Consider the following 22,599-nt stretch of genomic DNA (forward strand, 5'->3'; position numbering starts at 1 on the left):
TCATGGCGGAGGGGAAACGCCCGGTTACATTCCGAACCCGGAAGCTAAGCCCTCCAGCGCCGATGGTACTGCACTCGGGAGGGTGTGGGAGAGTAGGACACCGCCGGACAATCTTTCAGTTCAGGGTCACCCTTTTCGGGGTGGCCCTGAACTGCTTTCCGTGAACCGGAGCCGGTCAGAACGCGTAGCGGACGCGGCAGTACGGCGCCTTCGCGGCGATCAGTTCCGTCAGCGCCGCCACGTAGGCGCCCTTGCTGCCGGTGCGGTACCGCACGTTCCAGCCGCCGGTCTGCGACCGCTTCGGCTGCTGGAGATCCGGCCGCCAGAGGATCTCCTCGGCCTTCGGGTGCCAGCCGAGGTTCACCTCGTGCAACCGGTCGTTGTGGGTCAGGAAGATGACCTCGGCGGCGAGCTGCGCCTTGGCGGCGGGCCCGAGCGCGTCGTCGAGCTGGTCGAGCAGCTCCGCCCAGTCGTCCAGCCACCCGTCACGGACCACCACCGGGCTGAAGTTGACGTGCACCTCGTAGCCGGCCGCGACGAAGTCGTCGACGGCGGCCAACCGCTCCGCGACCGGGGACGTCCGGATGTCGAGCAGTTTGGCGTCGCGGGCCGGCATCAGCGAGAACCGGACGCGGGTCCGGCCCCGGGGATCCCAGTCGAGCAGGTCACGGTTGACGTGCTTCGTGGCGAACGTGGCCTTCGCCGTGGGCAGGCCCCGGAACAGGGCCACCAGGTCCCGGACGTTGTCGGAGATGCGGGCGTCCAGCGAGCAGTCGGAGTTCTCGCCGATGTCGTAGACCCAGGCGTCAGGGTCGCACTGGTTCGGCTCACCCTTGACGCCCTGCCGGCCCACGTGCCGGCCCAGGTAGCCGGTGATCCGGTCGATGTTGGCGAAGACCGTCACCGGGTTGCTGTAGCCCTTGCGGCGCGGCACGTAGCAGTAGGCGCACGCCATCGCGCAGCCGTTCGCCGTGGACGGGGCGATGAAGTCGGCCGAGCGGCCGTTCGGGCGGGCGGTGAGGGACTTCTTGACCCCCAGCACCAGGGCCTCCGTCTTGATCCGCACCCACCGGGCCACGTTCGTCTCGTCCCCGTACAGCTCCGGGATGCGGGAGTGGCTCTCGACCTCGACGCGCTCCGCGTCGGGAAAGCGCTCCAGCACGGCCCGCCCACGGGGCAGCGCGGCGGCCTCCGGCTCCACGTAGATCCGGCGGATGTCGAAGAGCCGAGGGTGCGGGACGACGTCGGTCACAAAGAGGGACAACTGCGGACCGATCGCCGTTGTTCCCGCACCCCGGACGCGCCGTTTTCGCGCCCGCGCCGCGGGTACCCGGACCGCATGCCCGAGGGCCACCTCGTCCACCGGTACGCGCGCGACCAGCACGCCGCGCTCGCCGGGCAGGTCCTCGCCGTGTCCAGCCCGCAGAATCGCCTCGACGCCGGCCCGTACGACGGGCGGCGGTTGCGCGCGGTGGAGGCGTACGGCAAGCACCTGCTCTACCACGTCGACGACGCGCCGGCTCTGCACGTGCACCTCGGCATGCGCGGGCTGTTCCTGCGCCACGACGACCCGGCCGTCCCGCCCCGCAAGGGCGTCCGGCTGCGCCTGGCCCGCGCCGACGTCGCGTACGACCTGATCGCGCCCATCCGCTGCGAACCGCTCCCGGACGACGGCGAGCGCGCGCTGCGGGCCTCGCTCGGCCCGGACCCGTTGCGCGCCGACGCCGACGGCGAGGACGCCGTACGCCGGCTCGGCGCCGCCAGGGGCGCGGTCGGCGCGGCGCTGCTCGACCAGGCGGTGTGGGCGGGCCTCGGCAACGCCTGGCGGGCGGAGCTGCTCTTCCTCGCCGGCCTCGACCCGGAAGCCCGGGCGGTCGGGCCGGCGCCGGCCCGCCGGCTGTGGGACCTCGCCGTCGGGTACCTGACGCTGGGCCGCGACGCCGGCCAGGTGGTCAGTGACCCGGCGGCGCCCGACGAGCGGTGGGTCTACAAGCGGCCGACCTGCCGGCGCTGCGGCGCCCGGGTGCGCACGTGGCAGCTGGGCGGTCGCACGGCGTACGCCTGCCCGGTCGACCAGCCCGCGGCCTGACCCGTCCCCGGGACGCCGGTCCGCCGCGACCGCCTCCGACCGGGAGGACCGGCCCCCCCCCTGGCGCCGGACGCCGGGGCGTTCGTCGGGAGCGGGCGCTCGATGAAAGGGGCGGGCGCTCAGTGGCGGGGCCGGCGCGAGGCGGCGAGCCGCAGGACGTTGCAAACGTCGGCGACGCCCCGGACGTCCCAGGCGATCTCGCCGGCCACCCGCCGGGTGTCCGGACCGGCCACGATGCCCGCGAGGATGACGACGCGGTTCTGCACGGTCACCACGATCTGCTGGCGACGGGTGGTCCAGTCGCTGCTCAACCGCTGGGCGACCAGCGCCGCCAACCGGCCGTCCTCGTCGTCCGGCGAGGGGCCCGGCGGCTCGGGGCGGAACCCGCCCTCGTCCGGGTACGGCCAGGGGATGAGCATGGCGTGCTTCCTCTCGATGGTCTGCGGGCCGGGGCCACCCGGGCCCGGCGATCGGGTCAGCGGGACGACGCGTCGGTCACCGCCGCCGTACGGAGGCCGCCCGGATCCGGCCCGGCGGCGACGGCCACCAGCCCCGCGGTGTCACCTGCCCCGCCCGGGGAGAGCCGCCGGACCGCCTCCTGCGGGCTCGCGAAGACCGGGAACAGCCCGTCGAGCCGCATGGTGTGCAGCACGGTGCGGATGAAACGGGACGGAGCGGCCAGGCAGAGCACGGCGCCACGCTCCCGGGCGTCGCGATGGGCCCGGACGAGCAGCGCGAGCCCGCCGGCGTCGATGAGGCGCACCCGGGTCAGGTCGACCACCACGTGTCCGCCGACGTCCACCGCCTGCCGCAGGGCGGCCCGCAGCTCGTCGGCGGTGTTGACGTCGACGTGCCCGGCGGCCGTCGCCGCCGCGACGTCGTCGAGGTGGTCCACGCCCGGCACCCCGCCGCCCGGCGCCCCGCCCTGACCGGTGGCGTCGCCCCCGAGACCCGGCAGACTGCACCGGGGACAGCGGTGCGGGCCCGTGGCGAACGGCGAGCCGCTCCAACCGTGTTCGGCCACCAGCGTCCAGACGACCTCGGCGTCGGGCAGGACGCAGGCGGTGCCCGTGGTCGTGTCCCCGCAGCTGTCGCAGATCAGCGTCATCAGGTGCTCGTCCGGTACGACGGTCATCGTGTCTTCCTCCACGGGAGGTCGGGCCGTGCCACGCGCCGGCCCGCGACCGGCGGCGTCTGGGCGGTGTCGAGGTCCGGCCCCGTCCCGCGCGGGGCGGCGGCGCGCCGAGGACCGGCCGTGGCCGCCACGAGGGCGACGCCGACGACGGCCGAGGCGGCCGGCACGCCGACGCGCCACGCGCCCGACCGGTCGGTGTCGAGGCCGACGATGCGGGCCAGGATGACGCCGAGCAGCGCGGTGACGATCCCCGCCACCAGGGCCAGCCAGACCGGCACCTCCCGCCGGCGCGGGGTCACCCACCAGCCCGCCCCGGCGACGAGGAGACCGACGGCGAGCGCGGTGAGGAGACCGGCGACGGTCATCTGGTCCCTCCTGCCGGGCCGGTCGGCCGACGGCAGCCGGCCCACGGGTGTTCCCCACCACCCTCGGCGTCGCCCGTGGCGCGGGTCACGCGGTTGTATGACAGTTGCGTGACAAAACCGCCGTACGCCGGACACGGTTGGGCGCCCGTCGCCGCCTTGGGGATGATGCCGGTATGACGGACGTGCTGGTGATCGAGGACGACGACCGGATCCGTCTGGCGTTGCTGCTCGCGCTCGAGGACGAGGGCTACCGCGTCCGGGGCGTGGCCACCGCCGAGGAGGGACTGCTGCGGCAGCGTCGGGAGCCGGCCGACACCGTACTGGTCGACCTGATGCTGCCGGGCCTCGACGGCTTCGAGTGCATCCGGCGGCTGCGCCGCGACGACGACGTGCCGATCGTGGTGGTCAGCGCCCGCGACGACACCCACGACATCGTCGCGGCACTGGAGGCGGGGGCCGACGACTACGTGGTCAAGCCGGTGGCGATCAAGGAACTGTCGGCGCGGCTGCGCGCCCTGCGGCGCCGGGCCCGGGCGGCGCCCGACCCCGTACCGGTGCTCACCTTCGGGCGGCTGGAGATCAGCCCGGACGCCGGGGAGGTACGCCTGGCGGGGCAGCCGGTGCCGGTCACCCGCACCGAGTTCCGGCTGCTGTGCGAGCTGGCCGAGCACGCCGGCCGGGTGCTGTCGCGCCACCAGCTGCTGCAACGGGTCTGGGGCTACGACACCGGTGACGAGCGGCTCGTCGACGTGCACGTGGGTCGGCTGCGGCAGAAGATCGAGGACGATCCGGGCAACCCCCGGCACCTGGTCACCCTGCGCGGCCTCGGCTACAAGCTGACCCGGTGAGGCGCCTCGGACTGCGGGCCCGGGTGTCCGCCGGGTTCGCGGTCGGCGCGCTGCTGCTGTCGGCCTCGATGGCGCTGGTCTCGTACGAGCTGACCAGGCGATCCCTGCTGGACGAGCGGGAGCGCACCGCCGTGCGGGCGGCGTACTTCGACGCGGCGGTGGTGCGTACCGGCCTGGACACGGAGGCCCCCGACGTGGTGGAGGTGCTGCGGTCGCTCGACACCGGCGGCAACCGCCGGCCGCTGCTGCACCGCGGCGACGACTGGTACGCCCGTACGGCCGACGCCGGCCTGACCGCCGCCATCCCGGTCGACCTGCAACAGCTCGTCCACGCCGGGGAACCGGCCGTGCAGCGGGTCCGGGTCAACGGCCAGCCCACCCTGCTCGTCGGCCTGCCGCTGGCCCCGTCCACCAGCTACTACGAGCTGACGTCGCTGCGCGAGCTGGACCAGACCCTGCGGGTCCTGGCGCTGGCACTGACCGCCGTGGCCATCGTGGTGGCCGGGTCCGGCGCCGCCCTGGGCTGGTACGCCACCCGGCACAGCCTGCGGCCGCTGACGGCGGTGGCCGACGCCGCGCAGGAGATCGCGGCGGGCAACTTCTCCGCCCGGCTCGCCGCGACCACCGACCCCGATCTCACCCGGCTCTCCACGTCCTTCAACCACATGGTCGACCAGCTCTCCCGGCGTATCGAGCGGGACCGGCGCTTCGCCGCCGACGTCAGCCACGAGCTGCGCTCGCCGTTGCAGACCCTCTCGGCCGCGGCCAGCGTCCTGGCCCGTCGCCGGGCCCACCTCGACGAGCGCACCGCCACCGCCGCCGGTCTCGTGGCCGACGAGATCACCCGGTTCCAGCAGCTGGTCGACGACCTCATCCAGCTCGCCCGCAGCGACCAGCCGGTCGACCGGACGCCGGTCGACGTGGCGGCGCTGGCCCGCCGCGTCTGTCAGGTCCGTGGGCTGCCGGCCACGCTCGTCCGGGTCGGCGCGGGTGTCACGCCCACCTGGCTGGTCGACGAGCGTCGGGTCGAGCAGATCCTGGCCAACCTGGTCGACAACGCGCTGCGCCACGGCGGCGGGCCGGTGGCCGTGCGGCTGTCGCAGCGGAACGGGACGGGGATCGTCGAGGTCGACGACGAGGGGCCGGGCGTGCCGCCGGAGGACCGTGACCCCATCTTCGACCGCTTCGTCCGTGGCCGGGCCGCGCACTCGCGTGGCGACGGCGACGGCACCGGGCTCGGGCTGGCCATCGTCGCGCAGCACGCCGCCGCGCACCGGGGGCGGGCCGGCGCGGGCGACCGCCCCGGCGGGGGCGCCCGCTTCCGGGTCGAGCTGCCCGGGGTGCTGCCGTGACCCGCCGCGCGCCCGTGCAGCCGTCGCCCGCCGTGACCGGTCGCGCGCCCACGAGCCTCCCGCTCGCCGCGACCGGTCGCGCACTCACGAGCCCTCCGCTCGCCGCGACCGGTCGCGCACCCACGAGCCCTCCGTCCGCGTCCCGCCGGTGGGCGTGCCGGTCGGGCCGGTGGCGGGCCGTCGGCGGCGCGCTCGTCGTCCTGGCGCTGCTGGGCGGCTGCGGCGTCCCGACCGAGGGCGCCCCGCGCGCCGTGGCACCCCCGCCCGGGCCGTTCCCCTCGCCGGGGGCGATCGTGGCGACACCGACTCCCACGCTGACGGCGGGGCGGACGACGGAGGTCCTCTGCTTCGTCAGCGACGACCGGCTGGTCCGCATCGAGCGTCGGGTCGACGGCACGCCCACCGTCGACGCCCAGCTCCAGCACCTGCTGGCCGGCCCGACCACCGCCGAGCGCGACCGGGGCCTCACGACGGCGCTGCCCGGGGCCGTGCCGGTCGCCGCCGCCCGGCCCCGGGGCAACGAGGTGGACGTGGACCTCGGCGGGGCCGGCGACGAGACGGGCCGCAGCGACGAGGTCCTCGCCTTCGGGCAGATCGTCTGCACCCTGACCGCCCGCTCCGACGTCGACACCGTGGCCTTCTTCCGGGGCGGGGCCCCGCTGGGGGTGCCGCGCGCCGACGGGTCGCTGTCCCGGCGGCCCCTGACCGCCGACGACTACGCCGGCCTCGTGGCACCCCGCTGACGGGACCGGCCCGCCGGTCGCTCCGAGGGCGGGGCCGCCCACGGTGCCGCGCGGGCGGGTTCAGCCGCCGAAGGCGGTGAGGAACCGGTCACGGAAGGCGTCCATCGGCCAGACCGGCGCGCGCGGCCCGGGCCGGAGTCCCTCGTCCCAGCCCCATCCCGAGATCCGGTCGAGCACGGCCGGGTCCCGGGCGACGACGGTGACCGGCACGTCCCGGCTCGCCCCGGCGCCGGTGACGACCGGGGCGGGCTGGTGGTCGCCGAGGAAGACCAGCACGAGGTCGTCGTCGCCGTGGGTCTCCAGGTAGGACACGAGGGTGCCCAGGGAGTACTCGACGGACCGGCGGTAGCCGGCGCGGGGCTGCGACGACGGGTTGCCGGTGGTCTCGCCGTGGAAGACGGTCCCGTCGCCGACCCGCGACCAGTCGACGAGGCGCGGGATCTTCGTCCAGGGGGAGTGGCTGGACACGAGCGCGATCTCCGCCATCACCGGGGCGCGATCCGCCCGGGAGCGTTCCAGGTGTTCGAAGGTCGCCAGGGTGTACTGGTCGGGCATCGGGGCGTAGCTGAACTTCGGCCCCCGGTAGCCGAGGCTGCGGGCGTCGTAGAAGCACTCGTAGCCGAAGAAGGCCCCCTCCGGCCAGGGCCGGGTGGCGGCCGGCATCACACCCACCGTGCGCCAGCCGGCCCGCCGGAAGGCGCCGCCCAGCGTCAACCGGTCGCTGGCCAGCAGGCTGCGGTGCCGCTGGTCGTTGTCCACCCACATGCCGGACAGCAGCGTGGCGTGGGCCAGCCAGCTGCCGCCGCCGGTGGTCGGTGAGGTGAGGAACCCGCTGCGCGAGGCGAAACCGGCAGCCCGCAGCCGGCGGTCCCCGTCGGCCAGCACGGCACCCACGCCCGGGGCGTACTCCGGGTTCTCCACCGCGTCGCGCCCGTAGCTCTCCACGAAGGCGACCACCACGTCCTTGCCGCGCAGCGCGGTCAGCAGGCGGTCGCCGGGGGCGTCCCGGAACGCGTCGACGCCGACCTGGGCCGCGAAGACCTCCCGGTCGCGCAGCCGGGCGCGCACCTGGCGGGCGTGGTCGCCGACCAGGTCGGTCGCGGCGGCGTCGGCCACCGGCACGCCGGGTGACACCCGCACGCCGAACGTGGCGCAGGCCAGCCAGACCACCACCAGTGCGGCGACCGTGCGCCGGGTGGCGGCGCGGTGCCGCACCAGCAGGGGGGTCAGCCGCAGCACGGACCGCGTCGTCGCGAGGAGCACGGCGGCGAGCAGCAGCACGGCCGCGACGACCGCCCCGGCGGCGCCCGCCCGCCCGGCCGAATCGGTGAGGAACCCGAGCGCGTCGTCGAGCAAAGCCCAGTCGAGCACCAGGTCGAAGGGGCGGCCGAGCGTCGCGAGGAAGCCCAGGTCCGCGACCTTCAGCAGGGCCAGCAACCCGAGCAGCGCGCCGGCGAGCGCCGCCACCGGCCGCCGCGCGCGGGCCGGCAGGGCGAGCAGCACGGCGACCACGAGCAGGCCCTCGAGGGGCACCCGCACGAACGCGCCGGGCGTGAGCCGGGCGGGCTGGTGCGGCGCGGCCAGGGCGAGCAGCACGAGCAGGGCAGCCAGCGCGGTCGTCACCCGCGCCGCGCCCCGCCGACTCCCGCCCGCTCCCTCGGAGGTACGGCCGCGCGCCCCGGCCGCCGACCGGCCGGTCCCGGGCGGCGACGAGGGCCGGTCGTTCATGCACGGCGACGCGGTCGGCTCGGTCGCGGGCGGCGACGAGGGCCGGTCAGTCACGGGCGGCGACGAGGTCGGGGCGTACCGCCGTGGGCCGGATCCTGCGGCGCGGGGCGTCCTGCGGCACCGCCCGGGCCGAGCGGCGCCGCCACAGCCACCCGACGTCGCGGCCGAACGACTCGACGAGCAGCGCCAGCGCGACCGTCAGCACCAGCGCGTCGCCCGGTCCGGGCAGCACCCCGGCGGCTGCGACCAGCAGCAGCACGCCCTGCGCCGCCGCGACGACCTTGCGCCAGTACCTCGGGGGCAGCGGCCGGCGCAGCCAGGGCAGCACCCACCCGGCGGCGACGAACGCGTACCGCATGGCGCCGAGGGCGAGCACCCAGGCACCCACGGCAGGCGCGACGGCCGCCCCGAGGACGAGGATGAGGAACGCGTCGACCTCCATGTCGAAGCGGGCGCCCAGCGCGCTGGCGGTGCCGGTGCGCCGGGCCACGTACCCGTCGACGGCGTCGAGGGCCAGCGCCACGGCGGTGAGGGCGACCAGCACCCCGACCGACGCGGCCCGGTCGACGGCGGTCGGGGCGAGCGCGTCCGCGGTCAGCGCCGTCACGCCGCCGACGAGGAGCGCCCGGGCCAGCGTCACCCGGTCGGCCGGCCCGAGGGCGCACGCGCCCGACCGGCGCAGCCCCCGGTCGAGGATCAGGCACAGCGCCGCCCCGTACGCGGCCCCGGCGAACCAGCCCGCCGGGCCGAGACCGACCGTCGCGGCCAGCCCCGCCAGCAGGACAATCTGGACGATCAGCCCGATCGCCGGGTCTTTTCGAACCGTGGGCACCGTGCCTCCGTGTCTATCGTCGAGGACATCCGACAGGAACTACGGGAAATACCGCCGTTCGGTTCGCCCCGGATGCGGATGAGGAGGAGCCGGTGACCGGTGAGGCGCGCGCCTTCTGGCTGCGTACGCCCGGCGAGGGTGAGATCCGGTCGGCGCCGCTCGCCGATCCCGGCCCGGACGAGGTGCTCGTCCGCAGCCGGTACTCGGGCGTCAGCCGGGGCACGGAGACGCTGGTCTTCGCCGGCCGCGTCCCCGCCGACCAGCACGCGGCGATGCGCGCCCCGTTTCAGGAGGGGGACTTCCCGGCACCGGTGAAGTACGGCTACCTCAACGTGGGGGTGGTCGAGCGGGGCCCGGCCGAGCTGCGCGGCCGGACCGTGTTCTGCCTGCACCCGCACCAGACCGCGTACGTGGTCCCGGCTGGCGCGGTGGTGCCCGTGCCGGACGCGGTGCCGCCCGCCCGCGCGGTGCTCGCCGGGACGGTGGAGACGGCGGTGAACGCGCTCTGGGACGCCGCGCCCCTGGTCGGCGATCGGGTGAGCGTGGTCGGCGGCGGCATGGTCGGCTGCTGCGTGGCGGCGCTGCTCGCCCGCTTCCCGGGCGTGCGGGTGGAGTTGGTCGACACCGACCCGGCCCGGGCGGCCGTCGCCGCCGCGCTCGGTGTCGGCTTCGCCCCGCCGGAGGAGGCCGCCGGCGGGCGGGACCTCGTGGTGCACGCCAGCGCCACCGCCGCAGGCCTGCAACGCTCGCTGGAGCTGCTCCGGCCGGAGGGCACCGTCGTCGAGCTGAGCTGGTACGGCGACCGTACCGTCGCGCTGGCGCTGGGCGGGGCGTTCCACTCCGGACGGCTGAGCGTGCGCGGCAGCCAGGTGGGCGCCGTCGCGCCGGCCCGACGGGGCAGCCGCAGCTTCGCCGACCGGCTGGGGCTCGCCCTGGAGCTGCTCGCCGATCCCGCCTTCGACGCGCTGCTCACCGGCGAGTCCCGCTTCGCGGAGCTGCCCGACGTGCTGGCCCGGCTGACCGCCGGCAGCCTCCCCGCACTGTGCCACCTCATCACCTACGACGGAGAGTGACCCGTGTTCAGCGTGACCGTCCGAGACCACATGATGATCGCCCACAGCTTCCGGGGGGAGGTGTTCGGCCCGGCGCAGCGCCTGCACGGGGCGACCTTCGTCGTGGACGCCACCTTCCGCCGCCCCGACCTCGACGCCGACGGCGTGGTGGTCGACATCGGGCTCGCCACCGACCAGCTCAAGGCGGTGCTCGGGGAACTGACCTACCGCAACCTCGACGACGACCCGGCCTTCGCCGGGGTGAACACGACCACCGAGGTGCTGGCCCGCGCGGTCGCCGACCGCCTCGCCGAGCGGGTCCGCGCCGGCGACCTCGGCCAGGGCGCGCGCGCCCTGGCCGGCATCACCGTCACACTGCACGAGTCGCACGTCGCCTGGGCCAGCTACGAACGGTCGCTCTGAATGGCGACGGTGCACGTCGTGCTGCCGAACGACATCGACGACCCGGCCGAGCCGAGCGGCGGCAACGGCTACGACCGCCGGCTCTGCCGGGGCCTGGCGGCGGCCGGCTGGACGGTCCGCGAACACGCCGTGCCCGGCGACTGGCCCCGCCCTGACCGGGCCGCGCGCGCCGGGCTCGCCACGGTGCTCGCGACGCTGCCCGACGGCTCGCCCGTCCTGCTCGACGGGCTGGTGGCCTCGTGCGTGCCGGAGGTGCTCGCCCCGCACGCCCGGCGGCTGCGCCTCGTCGTCGTCGTGCACCTGCCGCTGGAGCACGACGCCGAGGCCGCCGCCCTGGCCGCCGCCGGCGCGGTCGTCACCACCAGCGAGTGGACCCGGCGACGGCTGCTGGACCGGTACGCGCTGCCGGCCGACCGGGTGCACGTCGCCCGGCCCGGCGTGGACCTCGCCCCGCCCGTGCCCGGGTCCCCGGCCGGCGGGAACCTGCTCTGCGTCGCCGCCCTCGCCCCGCACAAGGGGCACGACGTGCTGGTGGAGGCCCTGGCGGCGGTCGCCGACCTGCCCTGGAGCTGCGCCTGCGTGGGGCCGCTGACCCGGGACCCGGGGTTCGTGGCGGCCCTGCGGCGGCGGGTGAGCGGGCACGGTCTCGCCGACCGGGTGCGCCTGGTGGGCCCGCGCACCGGGGCGGCCCTGCACGCCGCGTACGCCGCCGCCGACCTGCTGGTGCTGGCCTCGCGCCGGGAGACGTACGGGATGGTGGTCACCGAGGCCCTCGCGCGGGGCGTGCCGGTGCTCGCCACGGCGGCCGGTGGGCTGCCCGAGGCCCTGGGCCGCGCGCCCGACGGCGCGGCGCCGGGACTGCTCGTGCCGCCCGACGACCCGGCGGCCCTGGCCGGCGCGCTGCGGCGCTGGCTCGGCGAGCCCGACCTGCGTCGGGCGCTGCGGCGGGCGGCGCGCGGGCGGCGGCGCACGCTCGACGACTGGACGGTCCCCGCGACCGTCGCGGGCGCGGTGCTGGCTGGGACGGCCGCGGCATGACCGGGCACCTGCCGCCGCGCTTCGCGCACTGGCTGGCGCTGCGGGAGCCCGCCGACGCGGCGGCCCGCGCCGACGACCTGGTGGACCTGCTCCGCCCCCGGCTGGCCGGCGCCGGACCGCTCGTCGTGCACGACCTCGGCGCCGGCACCGGCGCGATGGGCCGCTGGCTCGCGCCGCGGCTGCCCGGCCCGCAGCACTGGATCCTGCACGACCGGGACGCCGACCTGCTCGCCCGCGCGGCCGCCGGGATGCCCGCCGCCGGCGACGGCGGCCCGGTCACCGTCGAGGTCCGCCGCGGCGACCTCACCCGGCTGACGGCCGCCGACCTGGCCGACGCGTCGCTGGTCACCGCGTCCGCGCTGCTGGACATGCTCACCGCGGCGGAGGTCGAGCGGCTCGTCGCGGCCTGCGCCGGGGCGGGCCGCCCGGCCCTGCTGGCCCTGTCGGTGACCGGACGGGTGCGGCTCACTCCGGCGGATCCGTGGGACGGGCGGATCGCCGCCGCCTTCAACGACCACCAGCGACGCACGGTCGACGGACGCGCCCTGCTCGGGCCGGACGCCGTGCACGCCTGCGCGGCGGCGTTCGCCCGGCACGGCGTCGACGTGGTCCTGCGGCCCAGCCCGTGGCGGCTCGGCCCGCAGCGGGCGGAGCTGGCCGGCGAATGGTTCACCGGCTGGCTGGCCGCCGCCTGCGAGCAGCGGCCCGAGCTGACCGGCCCGACCCGGGCGTACGCCCGCCGGCGCCGCGCCGAGATCGCCGCCGGCCGGCTCGACGTGCTGGTCGACCACCTCGACCTGCTGGCCGGCTGTGGCTGAACCGGGCGCCCCGCCGGCGCGCGCCCACCGGCGGGGCGAGCGTCCGGGAAGGACCCGGCTGGTGGCACGCCGGTGCTGGCCGTGGGCGCGGACGCTCGGCGGCGGGGGCGTCCTGGCCGTGCTGCTGGGCTGGCTGGGCGCCGGCCCGTTCCTCGCCGGGATCCGCCTGGTCGACGGCCCGGCGCTGGCCGCCGCCGTCGCCATCGGAGCGCTGACCACGGGCTGCTGCGCCTGGCGGTGGAGCCTCGTCGCCAATGGACTGGGGGTGCGGCTGCCGTTGCCGACGGCGCTCGCGCACTGCTACCGGGCGGTGTTCCTGAACTCGACTCTCCCCGGCGGTGTGCTCGGCGACGTGCACCGGGCGGTGCGGCACGGCCGCGACGTCGGCGACGTCGGCCGGGGGGTGCGCGCGGTGGTGTGGGAACGCGTCGCCGGGCAGATCGTGCTGGCCGTCGTGGCGGTGGTCGTGCTCGCCGCGTTCCCGTCGCCGGTGCGGCCCCACCTGCCGGTGGTGGCGGCGCTGCTGGCCGCCGCCGGGCTGGGCGTCGTCCTGCTGGCCCGCGCGCTGCCCACCGCCGGGCCGTCGCGGTGGGCGCGTGCGGCGCGTGCGGCGGCGGCCGACGTCCGCGCCGGGCTGCTCGGTCGCCGCGCCTGGCTGGGCGTGCTCGTGGCCTCCACCGTGGCCGTCGCCGGGCACCTCGCCACGTTCGTGCTGGCCGCGCGCACCGCCGGCTCCACCGCGCCGCTGACCCTGCTGGTGCCGCTGACCGTGCTGGCGCTGCTGGCCATGGGGGTGCCGGTGAACGTCGCGGGCTTCGGCCCCCGCGAGGGCGTGGCCGCGTGGGCGTTCGGCGCCGCCGGCCTGAGCGCCGCCGAGGGCGTCGCCACCGCCACGGTGTACGGGGTCCTGGTGCTCGCCGCCAGCCTGCCCGGCGCCGCCGTCCTGCTGGTCCGCCGTGTCCGCGTGCCCGCCGGCACCGTCTGACGAGGAGCCCGATGTCCGAATCCCCGCCCGCCGCCACGGTCCGTACGCAGGTCACCGTGCCGCTGCGGTTCCCCGACGGATACCTCACCACCGCCCGGGTGTTCTCCTTCGACGGTCTCGTCGACGGCCGGGAGCACCTCGCATTCGGCCTGGGCGACCGGGCCGGCCCCGTCGACAGGGCCACGGCGCGCCCGTCGCCGCCACTGGTCCGCCCGCACAGCGAGTGCCTGACCGGGGACGTGTTCGGCAGCCGGCGCTGCGACTGCGGCCCCCAACTGCGCGAGGCGGTCGAACGCATCGCCGACGCCGGCGGCTACCTGCTCTACCTGCGGCAGGAGGGACGCGGCATCGGCCTGTACGCGAAGCTCGACGCGTACGCGTTGCAGGACGCCGGGCTGGACACCTACGAGGCGAACCTGGCCCTGGGCCACCGGCCCGACGAGCGGGACTACACCGTGGCCGCGCAGATGCTCGCCGCCCTGGGCGTGGACCGGGCCGCCCTGCTGAGCAACAACCCGGACAAGGCCGCACAGCTTCAGCGGCTCGGGGTGACGGTCACCGCGCGCGTACCCACCGGGGTGCACCTGTCCCCGGCGAACGCCGGCTACCTGGCGGCGAAGGCCGGGCGTGGCGGGCACGCCCTCGACCTGCCCCTCGTCCGTGACTGACCGCCCGTACGTCCTGCTCAGCTGCGCCACGTCGATGGACGGCTACCTCGACGACGCGAGCGGGCAGCGGCTGCTGCTGTCCAACGAGGCCGACCTGGACCGGGTCGACGCGGTCCGCGCGGGCTGCGACGCGATCCTGGTCGGCGCGGGCACGGTCCGCCGCGACGACCCGCGCCTGGTGGTCCGTTCCGCCCGGCGCCGCGCCGAGCGCGTCGCGCGGGGCCTGCCCGCCTCCCCGGCCAAGGTGACGGTGACCGGCTGCGGCGACCTGGACCCGACGGCCCGCTTCTTCACCACCGGCGACGCCGACCGGATCGTCTACTGTGCCACCCCGGCCGTGGCGAAGACGGGGGAGCGGCTGGCGGGCCGGGCCACCGTGGTGGACGCGGGCGAGCCGGTGGACCCGGCGTGGCTGCTGGCGGACCTGGCCGGCCGGGGGGTGGACCGGCTGATGGTGGAGGGCGGGGCGAGCGTGCTCGGGCAGTTCCTCACCGCCGGCCTCGCCGACGAGCTGCACCTGGTCCTGGCCCCGTTCTTCGTCGGTGACGGGCGGGCGCCCCGGTTCGTCGGCGACGGGAGCTTCCCCTGGCATCCCGGCCGCCGTGCGCGGGTGGCGGAGACCCGCCAGATCGGCGACGTCGTGCTGGTCCGTTACGCGCTCTCGGAGCGCTGCGACGCCACCTGAGCGGGCACCACCCCGAGCGCCTCGTCCACCCGCTCCAGCACGGCGACGTCGTCGTGGCCGACCCCGCGCAGCAGGTCGATGGCGGTCGCCCGGATCTGGCCGACGATCATCGTGACGGGCAGCGCCGGGTCGGACGCGAGTAGCCGGCCGGCGACCCGGACCGCGGTCATGGCCGCCTCGTCGGCCCGGGCGGCGTGCCGGGCGGCGTCCTCGCCGGTCAGGTCCGTCGCGACGGCCTCGCCGGCGGCGCGTACGGCGGCGGCCAGGGCGGGGATCGCGTCGCCCAGCTCCGGCGGCGTGTCGGTGCACAGCCGGGTCAGCGTCACCCCGGCGCGGGTCAGGACCCGGACGTTGCGCACGGCGTAGTCCAGCTGCCGGGCGGTCGCCTCCACCTCCCGTACCTGCCCGACGTGCCGCCGCCGGCGGACCCGGAACCGCAGCGTCTCCCCGGTGGCCCGGACCGCCGTGCGCAGCCGGTCCACGCAGTCGTCCAGCTCCCGGGCCCGGTCCAGCGCCGTCCGGGCGGCGGTCTCGTCGCAGCGGGCGAGCGCGTCGTCGAGCGCGTCGAGCACCTCGGCGAGGTCGGCGAAGCTCTGCCGGGCCTCCCGCACCAACGGGGCGAGGGGGTCGCGGGCCGCCAGGAGCTGGCTCGCGGCCAGCGCGACCGCGCCGCCGATCAGCGCGTCGACGAACCGGAAGGGCATCAGCGTGCCGCTGGGCGCGGCGACCGCCACCAGGTACATCGCGGAGACCGCCGCCTGCACCACGAGGGTGGTGCGCGCCCCGATCGCCACCATCAGGCCGGTGGTCAGCAGCAGCACCAGGAAGACGGTGCCGGTGCCGGGGCCGAGCGCGTACACCAGCAGTTCGGCGACGAGCACCCCGGCCGCGACCCCGAGCAGGATCTCCACCGTCTGCCGGACCCGCCGTCCCCGTGCCTCGCCGAGGACGACCAGCGCGGCCGTGGGCGCGAAGAACGGGTCCGGGTGACCGATCACCCGCGCGGCGAGCATCCAGGCGACGGTCGCGGCGAGGGTCAGCTCGACCACGGTCATGCCGTCGTCGCGGATCCGCCCGCGCGCGCCCCGCCACCACTGTCGCACCGTCGGCACCCCTCTCCGGCAGGGCGCGCGCTCCACACCGGACCCGCTCGCCGGGCCGGCGTCGAGGACCGCCCCGGCGAGTCCCCCGTTCCGGTCGGACCGGTTCGAGCGTCGCCTCTACCCGCACCGCGCCCCTGGTAACCGTGCTGGTGCGCAGCCGCCGGACGGCCGGCGTCGCGGAAAGCCGGCCGGCGCGCGTGCGGCGACCGGGCTGTGCATACTTGCGCGGTCGATGTTGTGCCGGCGGGCGGGCCCCCGGCTGCTGCGCGAGGTGGTTGTGGTGGTCGAGAAGACGGCGTCGCGGCGCAACCCGGCGACCGGTGGGGCCGCGGCGATGGCCGACCCGGGGCTCCGGCAGCTGTTGGCCGGCCTGACGGCGGTACGCGACGGTGACTTCGGCACCCGGCTGCCGGAGGACGCCGACGGCCTGCTCGGGGAGATCGCCACCGTCTTCAACGGCATGGTCGACCAGTTGTCGCTGTTCACCTCCGAGGTGACCCGGGTGGCCCGGGAGGTGGGCACCGAGGGGCAGTTGGGCGGCCAGGCCGAGGTGCCCGGGGTGTCGGGCACCTGGAAGGACCTCACCGACTCCGTCAACGCCATGGCGGGCAACCTGACCGACCAGGTCCGCGACATCGCCGAGGTGGCCACGGCGGTGGCCCGGGGCGACCTGTCGCAGAAGATCACCGTGGACGTGCGCGGCGAGATCCTGGAGCTGAAGATCACCATCAACACGATGGTGGACCAGCTGTCGTCGTTCGCCGACGAGGTGACCCGGGTGGCCCGGGAGGTCGGCAGCGAGGGCCGCCTCGGCGGCCAGGCCGAGGTGCCCGGCGTGGCCGGCACCTGGCGCGACCTCACCGACTCGGTGAACTTCATGGCCGGCAACCTGACCAGCCAGGTCCGCAACATCGCCCAGGTCACCACGGCCGTGGCCCGGGGCGACCTGTCGCAGAAGATCACCGTCGACGCCCGGGGCGAGATCCTGGAGCTCAAGAGCACCATCAACACGATGGTGGACCAGCTGTCGTCGTTCGCCGACGAGGTGACCCGGGTGGCCCGCGAGGTCGGCACCGACGGGCGGCTCGGCGGTCAGGCCCAGGTCAGCGGCGTGGCCGGCACGTGGCGCGATCTCACCGACTCGGTGAACTCGATGGCGGTCAACCTCACCGACCAGGTACGCAGCATCGCGCAGGTGGCCACGGCGGTGGCCCGGGGCGACCTGTCGCAGAAGATCACCGTCACCGCGCACGGCGAGATCCTGGAGCTGAAGAACACCATCAACACGATGGTGGACCAGCTGTCGTCGTTCGCCGACGAGGTGACGCGGGTGGCCCGGGAGGTGGGCACCGAGGGGCGCCTCGGCGGCCAGGCGGACGTCAAGGGCGTCTCCGGCACCTGGAAGGACCTCACCGAGTCGGTCAACGTCATGGCGGACAACCTCACCGCCCAGGTGCGCAGCATCGCCGAGGTGACCACGGCCGTGGCGAAGGGCGACCTGACGCAGAAGATCCGGGTCGACGCGCGCGGCGAGATCCTGGCGCTGAAGGAGACCATCAACACGATGGTCGACCAGCTCTCCGCGTTCGCCGACGAGGTGACGCGGGTGGCCCGGGAGGTGGGCACCGAGGGCCGCCTCGGCGGGCAGGCCCGGGTGTCCAACGTCGGCGGGACCTGGAAGGACCTCACCGACAACGTCAACGAGATGGCCAACAACCTCACCAACCAGGTGCGCTCGATCGCGTTGGTCGCCACCGCCGTCGCCCAGGGCGACCTGAGCCGGCAGATCACCGTGGAGGCCAAGGGCGAGGTGGCCGTGCTCGCCCAGACCATCAACACGATGGTCGGCACGCTCGGCGCGTTCGCCGACGAGGTGACCCGGGTGGCCCGCGAGGTGGGCACCGAGGGCCGCCTCGGCGGGCAGGCCCGGGTGCCGAACGTGGCCGGCACCTGGAAGGACCTCACCGACAACGTCAACTCGATGGCGAACAACCTCACCGGCCAGGTCCGCAACATCGCCCAGGTCACCACCGCCGTGGCCCAGGGCGACCTGACCAAGAAGATCGACGTCGACGCGCGCGGCGAGATCCTGGAGCTGAAGACCACCATCAACACGATGGTGGACCAGCTGTCGTCGTTCGCGGCCGAGGTGACCCGGGTGGCCCGGGAGGTCGGTAGCGAGGGCCGCCTCGGCGGCCAGGCCGAGGTCGAGGGCGTCTCCGGCACCTGGAAGCGGCTCACCGAGAACGTCAACGAGCTGGCCGGGAACCTCACCCGCCAGGTGCGCGCCATCGCCGAGGTGACCAGCGCCGTGGCCACCGGCGACCTGACCCGCTCCATCACCGTGGACGCCCCCGGCGAGGTCGGCGAGCTGAAGGACAACATCAACTCGATGGTGGAGTCGCTGCGCGAGACCACCCGCACCAACCAGGAACAGGACTGGCTCAAGACCAACCTGGCCCGCATCGCCGGCCTCATGCAGGGCCACCGCGACCTGGACGTGGTCGCCGGTCTGGTGATGAACGAGCTGGCCCCGCTGGTCTCCGCGCAGCTCGGCACGTTCCTGCTGGTGGACGACGGCCCCGGCGGGACCGGCCTGCGGGTCGTCGGCGGGTACGGGCACGACACCTCCGGCCGCCGGTACGCCCTCGGCGACTCGCTCGTCGGGCAAGCCGCGGTGAGTAAGCGGGCCATCGTGGTCGACACCGTGCCGGCGGACTACGTCACCGTCTCCTCCAGCCTCGGCGCCGCCGCCCCGCTGCACCTGGTGGTGCTGCCGATCCTCTTCGAGGACCAGGTGCTCGGCGTCATCGAGCTGGCCAGCATGAGCCGCTTCACGGAGGTGCAGCGGGACTTCCTCGACCAGCTGACCGAGACCATCGGCGTCAACGTCAACACCATCGTCGCCAACGCCCGTACCGACGTGCTGCTCACCGAGTCGCAGCGCCTCGCCGCGGAGTTGCAGGCGCGCTCGGAGGAGTTGCAGGCCCGCTCCGAGGAGCTCCAGCGCTCCAACGCCGAGCTGGAGGACAAGGCGGCCCTGCTGGCCCGGCAGAACCACGACATCGAGACGAAGAACTCCGAGATCGAGCAGGCCCGGCAGGAGCTGGAGGCCCGCGCCCAGCAGCTCGCCCTCGCCTCCAAGTACAAGTCGGAGTTCCTCGCGAACATGAGCCACGAGCTGCGTACGCCGCTGAACTCGCTGCTCATCCTCGCCCAGCTGCTCGCGCAGAACCCGAACCGCAACCTGACCGCCAAGCAGGTGGAGTACGCGACGGTCATCCACTCGGCCGGCACCGACCTGCTCCAGCTCATCAACGACATCCTCGACCTGTCCAAGGTGGAGGCCGGGAAGATGGACATCAACCCGGAGACCTTCGAGCTGGCCGCGCTGCGCGACTACGTCGACGCCACCTTCCGGCCGCTGACCACGCCCCGGGGCCTGGAGCTGGAGATCAGCACCGGGCCGGGCGTGCCGACCGAGCTGCACACCGACGAGCAGCGGCTGCGGCAGGTGCTGCGCAACCTGGTCTCCAACGCGGTCAAGTTCACCGAGAAGGGGCGGGTACGGCTGCGCATCGAGCGGGCCGCGCCGGGCGAGCTGCCCGAGGGGCTCGCCCAGACGGACGTCGTTCTCGCGTTCCGGGTGATCGACACCGGCATCGGCATCGCCGAGCAGCACCTGACCGCGATCTTCGACGCCTTCCAGCAGGCCGACGGCACGACCAGCCGGCGGTACGGGGGCACGGGCCTCGGGCTGTCCATCAGCCGGGAGATCGCCCACCTGCTCGGCGGCCGGATCCAGGCGCACAGCGTGCTCGGCCGGGGCAGCACGTTCACCCTCTACCTGCCCGTCGGGCCGGTGCCCGTCGGGACCGGCGACGCGGCGGGCACGGACGGCCGCCCGACCGGCCCGCTGCCGGCAGCGGGCCGTGCCGGCGCGCTGCCCTGGGCGCCGCCGGCCACGCTGCCGTGGACGCCGCCGGCCACGCTGCCGCCGGCCGTGACCCTCCAGCCCGGCGAGGTCCGCCGGATGCTGGTGCTGGAGCGCCACGACAAGGGGCTGCTGACGCTGCTCGCCCAGGGCGTCGCGGCGGACCTGGGCGACGCCCACCCGCCGGTGGAGATCTCCACCACGGTGGACGTGGCCTCGGCGGTCGAGGCGCTCGCCGCCGGGCGGCACCACGTCCTGGTGCTCCAGCTCGACCTGCCCGACGACGGCGGTACGAACCTGCTGAAGGCGCTGCACGACGATCCGGCGCTGCGTGGGGTGCCCGTGCTGGCGTACCACGGACACCCGCTGCCGTCCGGCTCGCAGGCCCTGGTGCAGGCGCTGACCCACGAGCGGCCGCTGGAGGTCCTGCGCAGCCTGGACGACCTGCGCGAGCGGATCGCCCTGCACCTCACGGCGGTGACGCCGGAGCGGGTGCTGCCGTTCGCCCCGGTGCTGCCCGACGTCCGTCCCGCCGTCGACGCCCTCCCCGGCGACCTGGCCGGGCGCAAGGTGCTGGTGGTGGACGACGACGCGCGCAACGTCTTCGCGCTGACCAACATCCTCGAGCTGCACGGGCTCGACGTGGTGTACGCGGAGAACGGCCGGCAGGGCATCGAGACGCTGATGCGCCACGACGACATCGACCTCGTGCTGATGGACGTGATGATGCCGGAGATGGACGGCTACGCCGCGACGGCGGCCATCCGCGCCATGCCCCGCTACGCCGACCTGCCGATCATCGCGGTGACCGCGAAGGCCATGCACGGCGACCGGGAGAAGAGCATCTCCTCCGGCGCCAGCGACTACGTCACGAAGCCGGTCGACGCCACCGACCTGTTGCAGTGCATCCACCGCTGGCTGCACGGCTGAGGCGTCCCGCCGCGCCCCCGAGGGCGTACCGCCGGGGAGCGCCGCTGCCGCCCTCCCACCCGGGCGCCCCCGCCCCCGCCGCCGGCCCCGGCGGCGGGGGCGAGTCGGATTTCGGCCCGTCACCAATGCGACTTGCCGTATCGGCACGGTGACGCCGGGTGCTCCCATGTCTCCCACTGGTCCGCACCGGGCGGGCCGACGGAAACGGAGAGTGCGAGTGGGACCCAACCTGCTGCGCCGCGTCGCCACGGCGACCGTGGCGCTCAGCTGCGCCGTCATCGGGACGGTGGTGGCGGCGACGGGGCCGGCGGCGGCCAGCCCGATCCGCAACAGCACCCCCTGGTCGGTGCTGCTCTGCAAGTTCAGCGACAAGCCGGCGGAGCCGAAGACCCCGTCGTTCTTCGCCAACTTCCTCACCGACGCCGGCCTCGGCACCTCCGGGGTGGCGGACTACCTGGCCGACCAGTCCGGTGGCCGGGTCTCGCTGGCCGGCTCGGCGGTCCGGGGCTGGTACACGATGCCGTACACCCTGGCGCAGTTCCAGTCGATCGACCGCGGCACCCGCATCCAGCGCTGCGTCGACACCGCCGCGGCCAACGGCTACACCGTCCCCGCCGGGCACCGCACCGCCGTCATGCTCAACGACTGGGTCGACTCCGGGGCCGCCGGCGGGCGGGTGCTGCTCGACCCGGGCGCCTGGAACGTCGGCTTCGCCGCCCACGAGATGCTGCACGGCTACAACCTGGGGCACTCGTTCTCCAACGACACCACCTACCAGAACGCGCCGTGGTCCCAGCCGGGCGAGTACGACGACCCGTGGGACGAGATGAGCGCGATGCACATCTACGCCTTCGCCACGGCGAACTACGGCACGAGCGCGGTCGGGCTCAACGCGTTCCACCGTGACGAGCTGGGCTGGCTGCCGAAGAACCGGGTGTTCACGATGGCCGCCGACGGGGTGGGCTCGCGGAGCATCACGTTGGCGCCGCTGGAGGTGCCCTCGGCGAGCGGCCCGCAACTGGTCCGGATCCCGTTCGACCCCGCCGACACGTTCCACTACTACACGGTGGAGTTCCGCCGCAAGACCGGCTGGAGCGCCGGCATCCCGGCCGACACGGTCCTGCTGCACGAGGTCCGCAACGGCACGCCCACGCTGCTGCGTACCGGGCCCGGCGGCGGTCCGGCCCAGTCGCTCAACGCCAACGGCGTGCAGATCGGCGTGAACTGGATCTCGGGCAACTCCGCGTCGGTCACCGTCACCACCGACGTGGTGAACCGCTGCCTGCAGGGGTACGTCTGGCGGGAGGCCCGGCCGGGTGACATGGTCTGCGTCACCGGGGCCACCCGCAGCCAGGTGTGGGCGGACAACGCAGCGGCCCCGAGCCGCTGGACCAACGGCGCGTACGGCCCGCACACCTGCATCTCCGGCTACGTGTGGCGGGAGGCGTACGCCGGTGACGACGTCTGCGTGACCGCCGCCCAGCGCACCCAGGCGGCCTCGGACAACGCCGCCGCGGCGAGCCGCCGCAACCCGGCGCGCCTGGTCGCCGGGCCGAACACCTGCGTCAGCGGGTACGTCTGGCGCGACGCCGACCAGTCCGACTACGTCTGCGTCACCGGGACGACCCGCTCCCAGGTGCTCGCGGACAACGCCGTCGCCACGAGCCGCTGGGTCAACGGCCCGTACGGTCCGCACACCTGCGTCGCCGGCTACGTGTGGCGCGATGCGTTCCTCGGTGACGACGTCTGCGTCACCGGCACCCAGCGCAGTCAGGCCGCGGCGGACAACGTCGCCGGCCCGGGCCGGGTGCTGCGACCGGGCGGCTGAGCCCTCGACGCTCCCCGGGTGGGCGACCGCCCGGGGAGCGTCC

General features: G+C 75.4%; 18 protein-coding genes, 1 rRNA gene and 1 pseudogene. 14 read left to right on the forward strand and 6 right to left on the reverse strand.

The window, feature by feature from the left end; translation table 11 throughout:
- A 5S ribosomal RNA gene (gene rrf, locus ACPXCB_RS21455) occupies positions 1-109 on the forward strand; the annotation flags it as partial.
- Between the two features lie 66 nt (positions 110-175).
- Here the strand turns inward: rrf and ACPXCB_RS21460 are convergent.
- Positions 176-1,264 (reverse strand): spore photoproduct lyase family protein, encoded by a 1,089-nt coding sequence (locus ACPXCB_RS21460; protein WP_425877356.1) that lies wholly within the window; start codon positions 1,262-1,264, stop codon positions 176-178.
- 75 nt (positions 1,265-1,339) lie between these two features.
- On the opposite strand from ACPXCB_RS21460, the gene ACPXCB_RS21465 reads away from it, so the two are divergent.
- Positions 1,340-2,089 (forward strand): DNA-formamidopyrimidine glycosylase family protein, encoded by a 750-nt coding sequence (locus ACPXCB_RS21465; RefSeq protein ID WP_425877357.1) that lies wholly within the window; start codon positions 1,340-1,342, stop codon positions 2,087-2,089.
- Between the two features lie 119 nt (positions 2,090-2,208).
- Here the strand turns inward: ACPXCB_RS21465 and ACPXCB_RS21470 are convergent, their stop codons facing one another.
- From ACPXCB_RS21470 to ACPXCB_RS21480, 3 genes are read right to left on the reverse strand one after another with little or no spacing between them, the layout of a single operon-like run.
- Complete coding sequence (locus ACPXCB_RS21470; protein WP_425877358.1) at positions 2,209-2,508, reverse strand: BON domain-containing protein; 300 nt, start codon at positions 2,506-2,508, stop codon at positions 2,209-2,211.
- A 56-nt stretch (positions 2,509-2,564) separates the two neighbouring features.
- Positions 2,565-3,224: an STAS domain-containing protein gene (locus ACPXCB_RS21475; protein WP_425877359.1), complete on the reverse strand. Its 660-nt coding sequence runs from the start codon at positions 3,222-3,224 to the stop codon at positions 2,565-2,567.
- Complete coding sequence (locus ACPXCB_RS21480; protein ID WP_425877360.1) at positions 3,221-3,589, reverse strand: GlsB/YeaQ/YmgE family stress response membrane protein; 369 nt, start codon at positions 3,587-3,589, stop codon at positions 3,221-3,223. The genes ACPXCB_RS21475 and ACPXCB_RS21480 overlap by 4 nt, the downstream gene beginning before the upstream one ends.
- Before the next feature lie 173 nt (positions 3,590-3,762).
- On the opposite strand from ACPXCB_RS21480, the gene ACPXCB_RS21485 reads away from it, so the two are divergent.
- From ACPXCB_RS21485 to ACPXCB_RS21495, 3 genes are all read left to right on the forward strand, one after another.
- On the forward strand, positions 3,763-4,437 hold the full coding sequence (locus ACPXCB_RS21485) for a response regulator transcription factor (protein WP_425877361.1): 675 nt from the start codon (positions 3,763-3,765) through the stop codon (positions 4,435-4,437).
- On the forward strand, positions 4,434-5,789 hold the full coding sequence (locus ACPXCB_RS21490; RefSeq protein WP_425877362.1) for a sensor histidine kinase: 1,356 nt from the start codon (positions 4,434-4,436) through the stop codon (positions 5,787-5,789). Before ACPXCB_RS21485 ends, ACPXCB_RS21490 begins: the two co-directional genes overlap by 4 nt.
- Before the next feature lie 200 nt (positions 5,790-5,989).
- Positions 5,990-6,532 (forward strand): GerMN domain-containing protein, encoded by a 543-nt coding sequence (locus tag ACPXCB_RS21495; protein WP_425877450.1) that lies wholly within the window; start codon positions 5,990-5,992, stop codon positions 6,530-6,532.
- 60 nt (positions 6,533-6,592) lie between these two features.
- On the opposite strand, the pseudogene ACPXCB_RS21500 reads toward ACPXCB_RS21495, so the two are convergent.
- Positions 6,593-9,128: pseudogene (locus ACPXCB_RS21500) on the reverse strand (CDP-alcohol phosphatidyltransferase family protein).
- Between the two features lie 56 nt (positions 9,129-9,184).
- On the opposite strand from ACPXCB_RS21500, the gene ACPXCB_RS21505 reads away from it, so the two are divergent.
- Genes ACPXCB_RS21505 through ACPXCB_RS21535 form a run of 7 tightly spaced genes read left to right on the forward strand, consistent with a single transcriptional unit; the run spans position 9,185 to position 14,761 of the window.
- A complete protein-coding gene (locus ACPXCB_RS21505; protein WP_425877363.1) occupies positions 9,185-10,165 on the forward strand; it encodes a zinc-dependent alcohol dehydrogenase in 981 nt (326 codons plus the stop codon).
- Between the two features lie 3 nt (positions 10,166-10,168).
- The gene (locus ACPXCB_RS21510) at positions 10,169-10,567 is read left to right on the forward strand and encodes a 6-pyruvoyl trahydropterin synthase family protein (protein WP_425877364.1); all 399 of its coding nucleotides are present in this window, start codon (positions 10,169-10,171) and stop codon (positions 10,565-10,567) included.
- Entirely contained in the window at positions 10,568-11,605 is a 1,038-nt protein-coding gene (locus ACPXCB_RS21515) for a glycosyltransferase family 4 protein (RefSeq protein ID WP_425877365.1), read from the forward strand.
- Positions 11,602-12,423: a methyltransferase domain-containing protein gene (locus tag ACPXCB_RS21520; RefSeq protein WP_425877366.1), complete on the forward strand. Its 822-nt coding sequence runs from the start codon at positions 11,602-11,604 to the stop codon at positions 12,421-12,423. The genes ACPXCB_RS21515 and ACPXCB_RS21520 overlap by 4 nt, the downstream gene beginning before the upstream one ends.
- Positions 12,424-12,481: 58 nt before the next feature.
- Complete coding sequence (locus ACPXCB_RS21525) at positions 12,482-13,408, forward strand: lysylphosphatidylglycerol synthase transmembrane domain-containing protein (protein ID WP_425877451.1); 927 nt, start codon at positions 12,482-12,484, stop codon at positions 13,406-13,408.
- 11 nt (positions 13,409-13,419) lie between these two features.
- Positions 13,420-14,076, forward strand: a complete 657-nt coding sequence (locus ACPXCB_RS21530; RefSeq protein ID WP_425877367.1) for a GTP cyclohydrolase II — start codon at positions 13,420-13,422, stop codon at positions 14,074-14,076.
- Positions 14,069-14,761, forward strand: a complete 693-nt coding sequence (locus ACPXCB_RS21535) for a RibD family protein (protein ID WP_393166356.1) — start codon at positions 14,069-14,071, stop codon at positions 14,759-14,761. Before ACPXCB_RS21530 ends, ACPXCB_RS21535 begins: the two co-directional genes overlap by 8 nt.
- Here ACPXCB_RS21535 and ACPXCB_RS21540 read toward each other — a convergent pair.
- Complete coding sequence (locus tag ACPXCB_RS21540) at positions 14,728-15,864, reverse strand: FUSC family protein (protein WP_425877368.1); 1,137 nt, start codon at positions 15,862-15,864, stop codon at positions 14,728-14,730. The genes ACPXCB_RS21535 and ACPXCB_RS21540 overlap by 34 nt on opposite strands.
- A gap of 334 nt (positions 15,865-16,198) precedes the next feature.
- On the opposite strand from ACPXCB_RS21540, the gene ACPXCB_RS21545 reads away from it, so the two are divergent.
- Together ACPXCB_RS21545 and ACPXCB_RS21550 are read left to right on the forward strand one after the other, a co-directional pair.
- The gene (locus tag ACPXCB_RS21545) at positions 16,199-20,728 is read left to right on the forward strand and encodes a HAMP domain-containing protein (RefSeq protein ID WP_425877452.1); all 4,530 of its coding nucleotides are present in this window, start codon (positions 16,199-16,201) and stop codon (positions 20,726-20,728) included.
- 217 nt (positions 20,729-20,945) lie between these two features.
- Complete coding sequence (locus ACPXCB_RS21550; protein ID WP_425877369.1) at positions 20,946-22,556, forward strand: hypothetical protein; 1,611 nt, start codon at positions 20,946-20,948, stop codon at positions 22,554-22,556.
- Positions 22,557-22,599: the final 43 nt, after the last annotated feature.

It is taken from the genome of Micromonospora sp. DT62, assembly GCF_049847285.1.
Classification (GTDB): Bacteria; Actinomycetota; Actinomycetes; order Mycobacteriales; family Micromonosporaceae; genus Micromonospora; species Micromonospora reichwaldensis.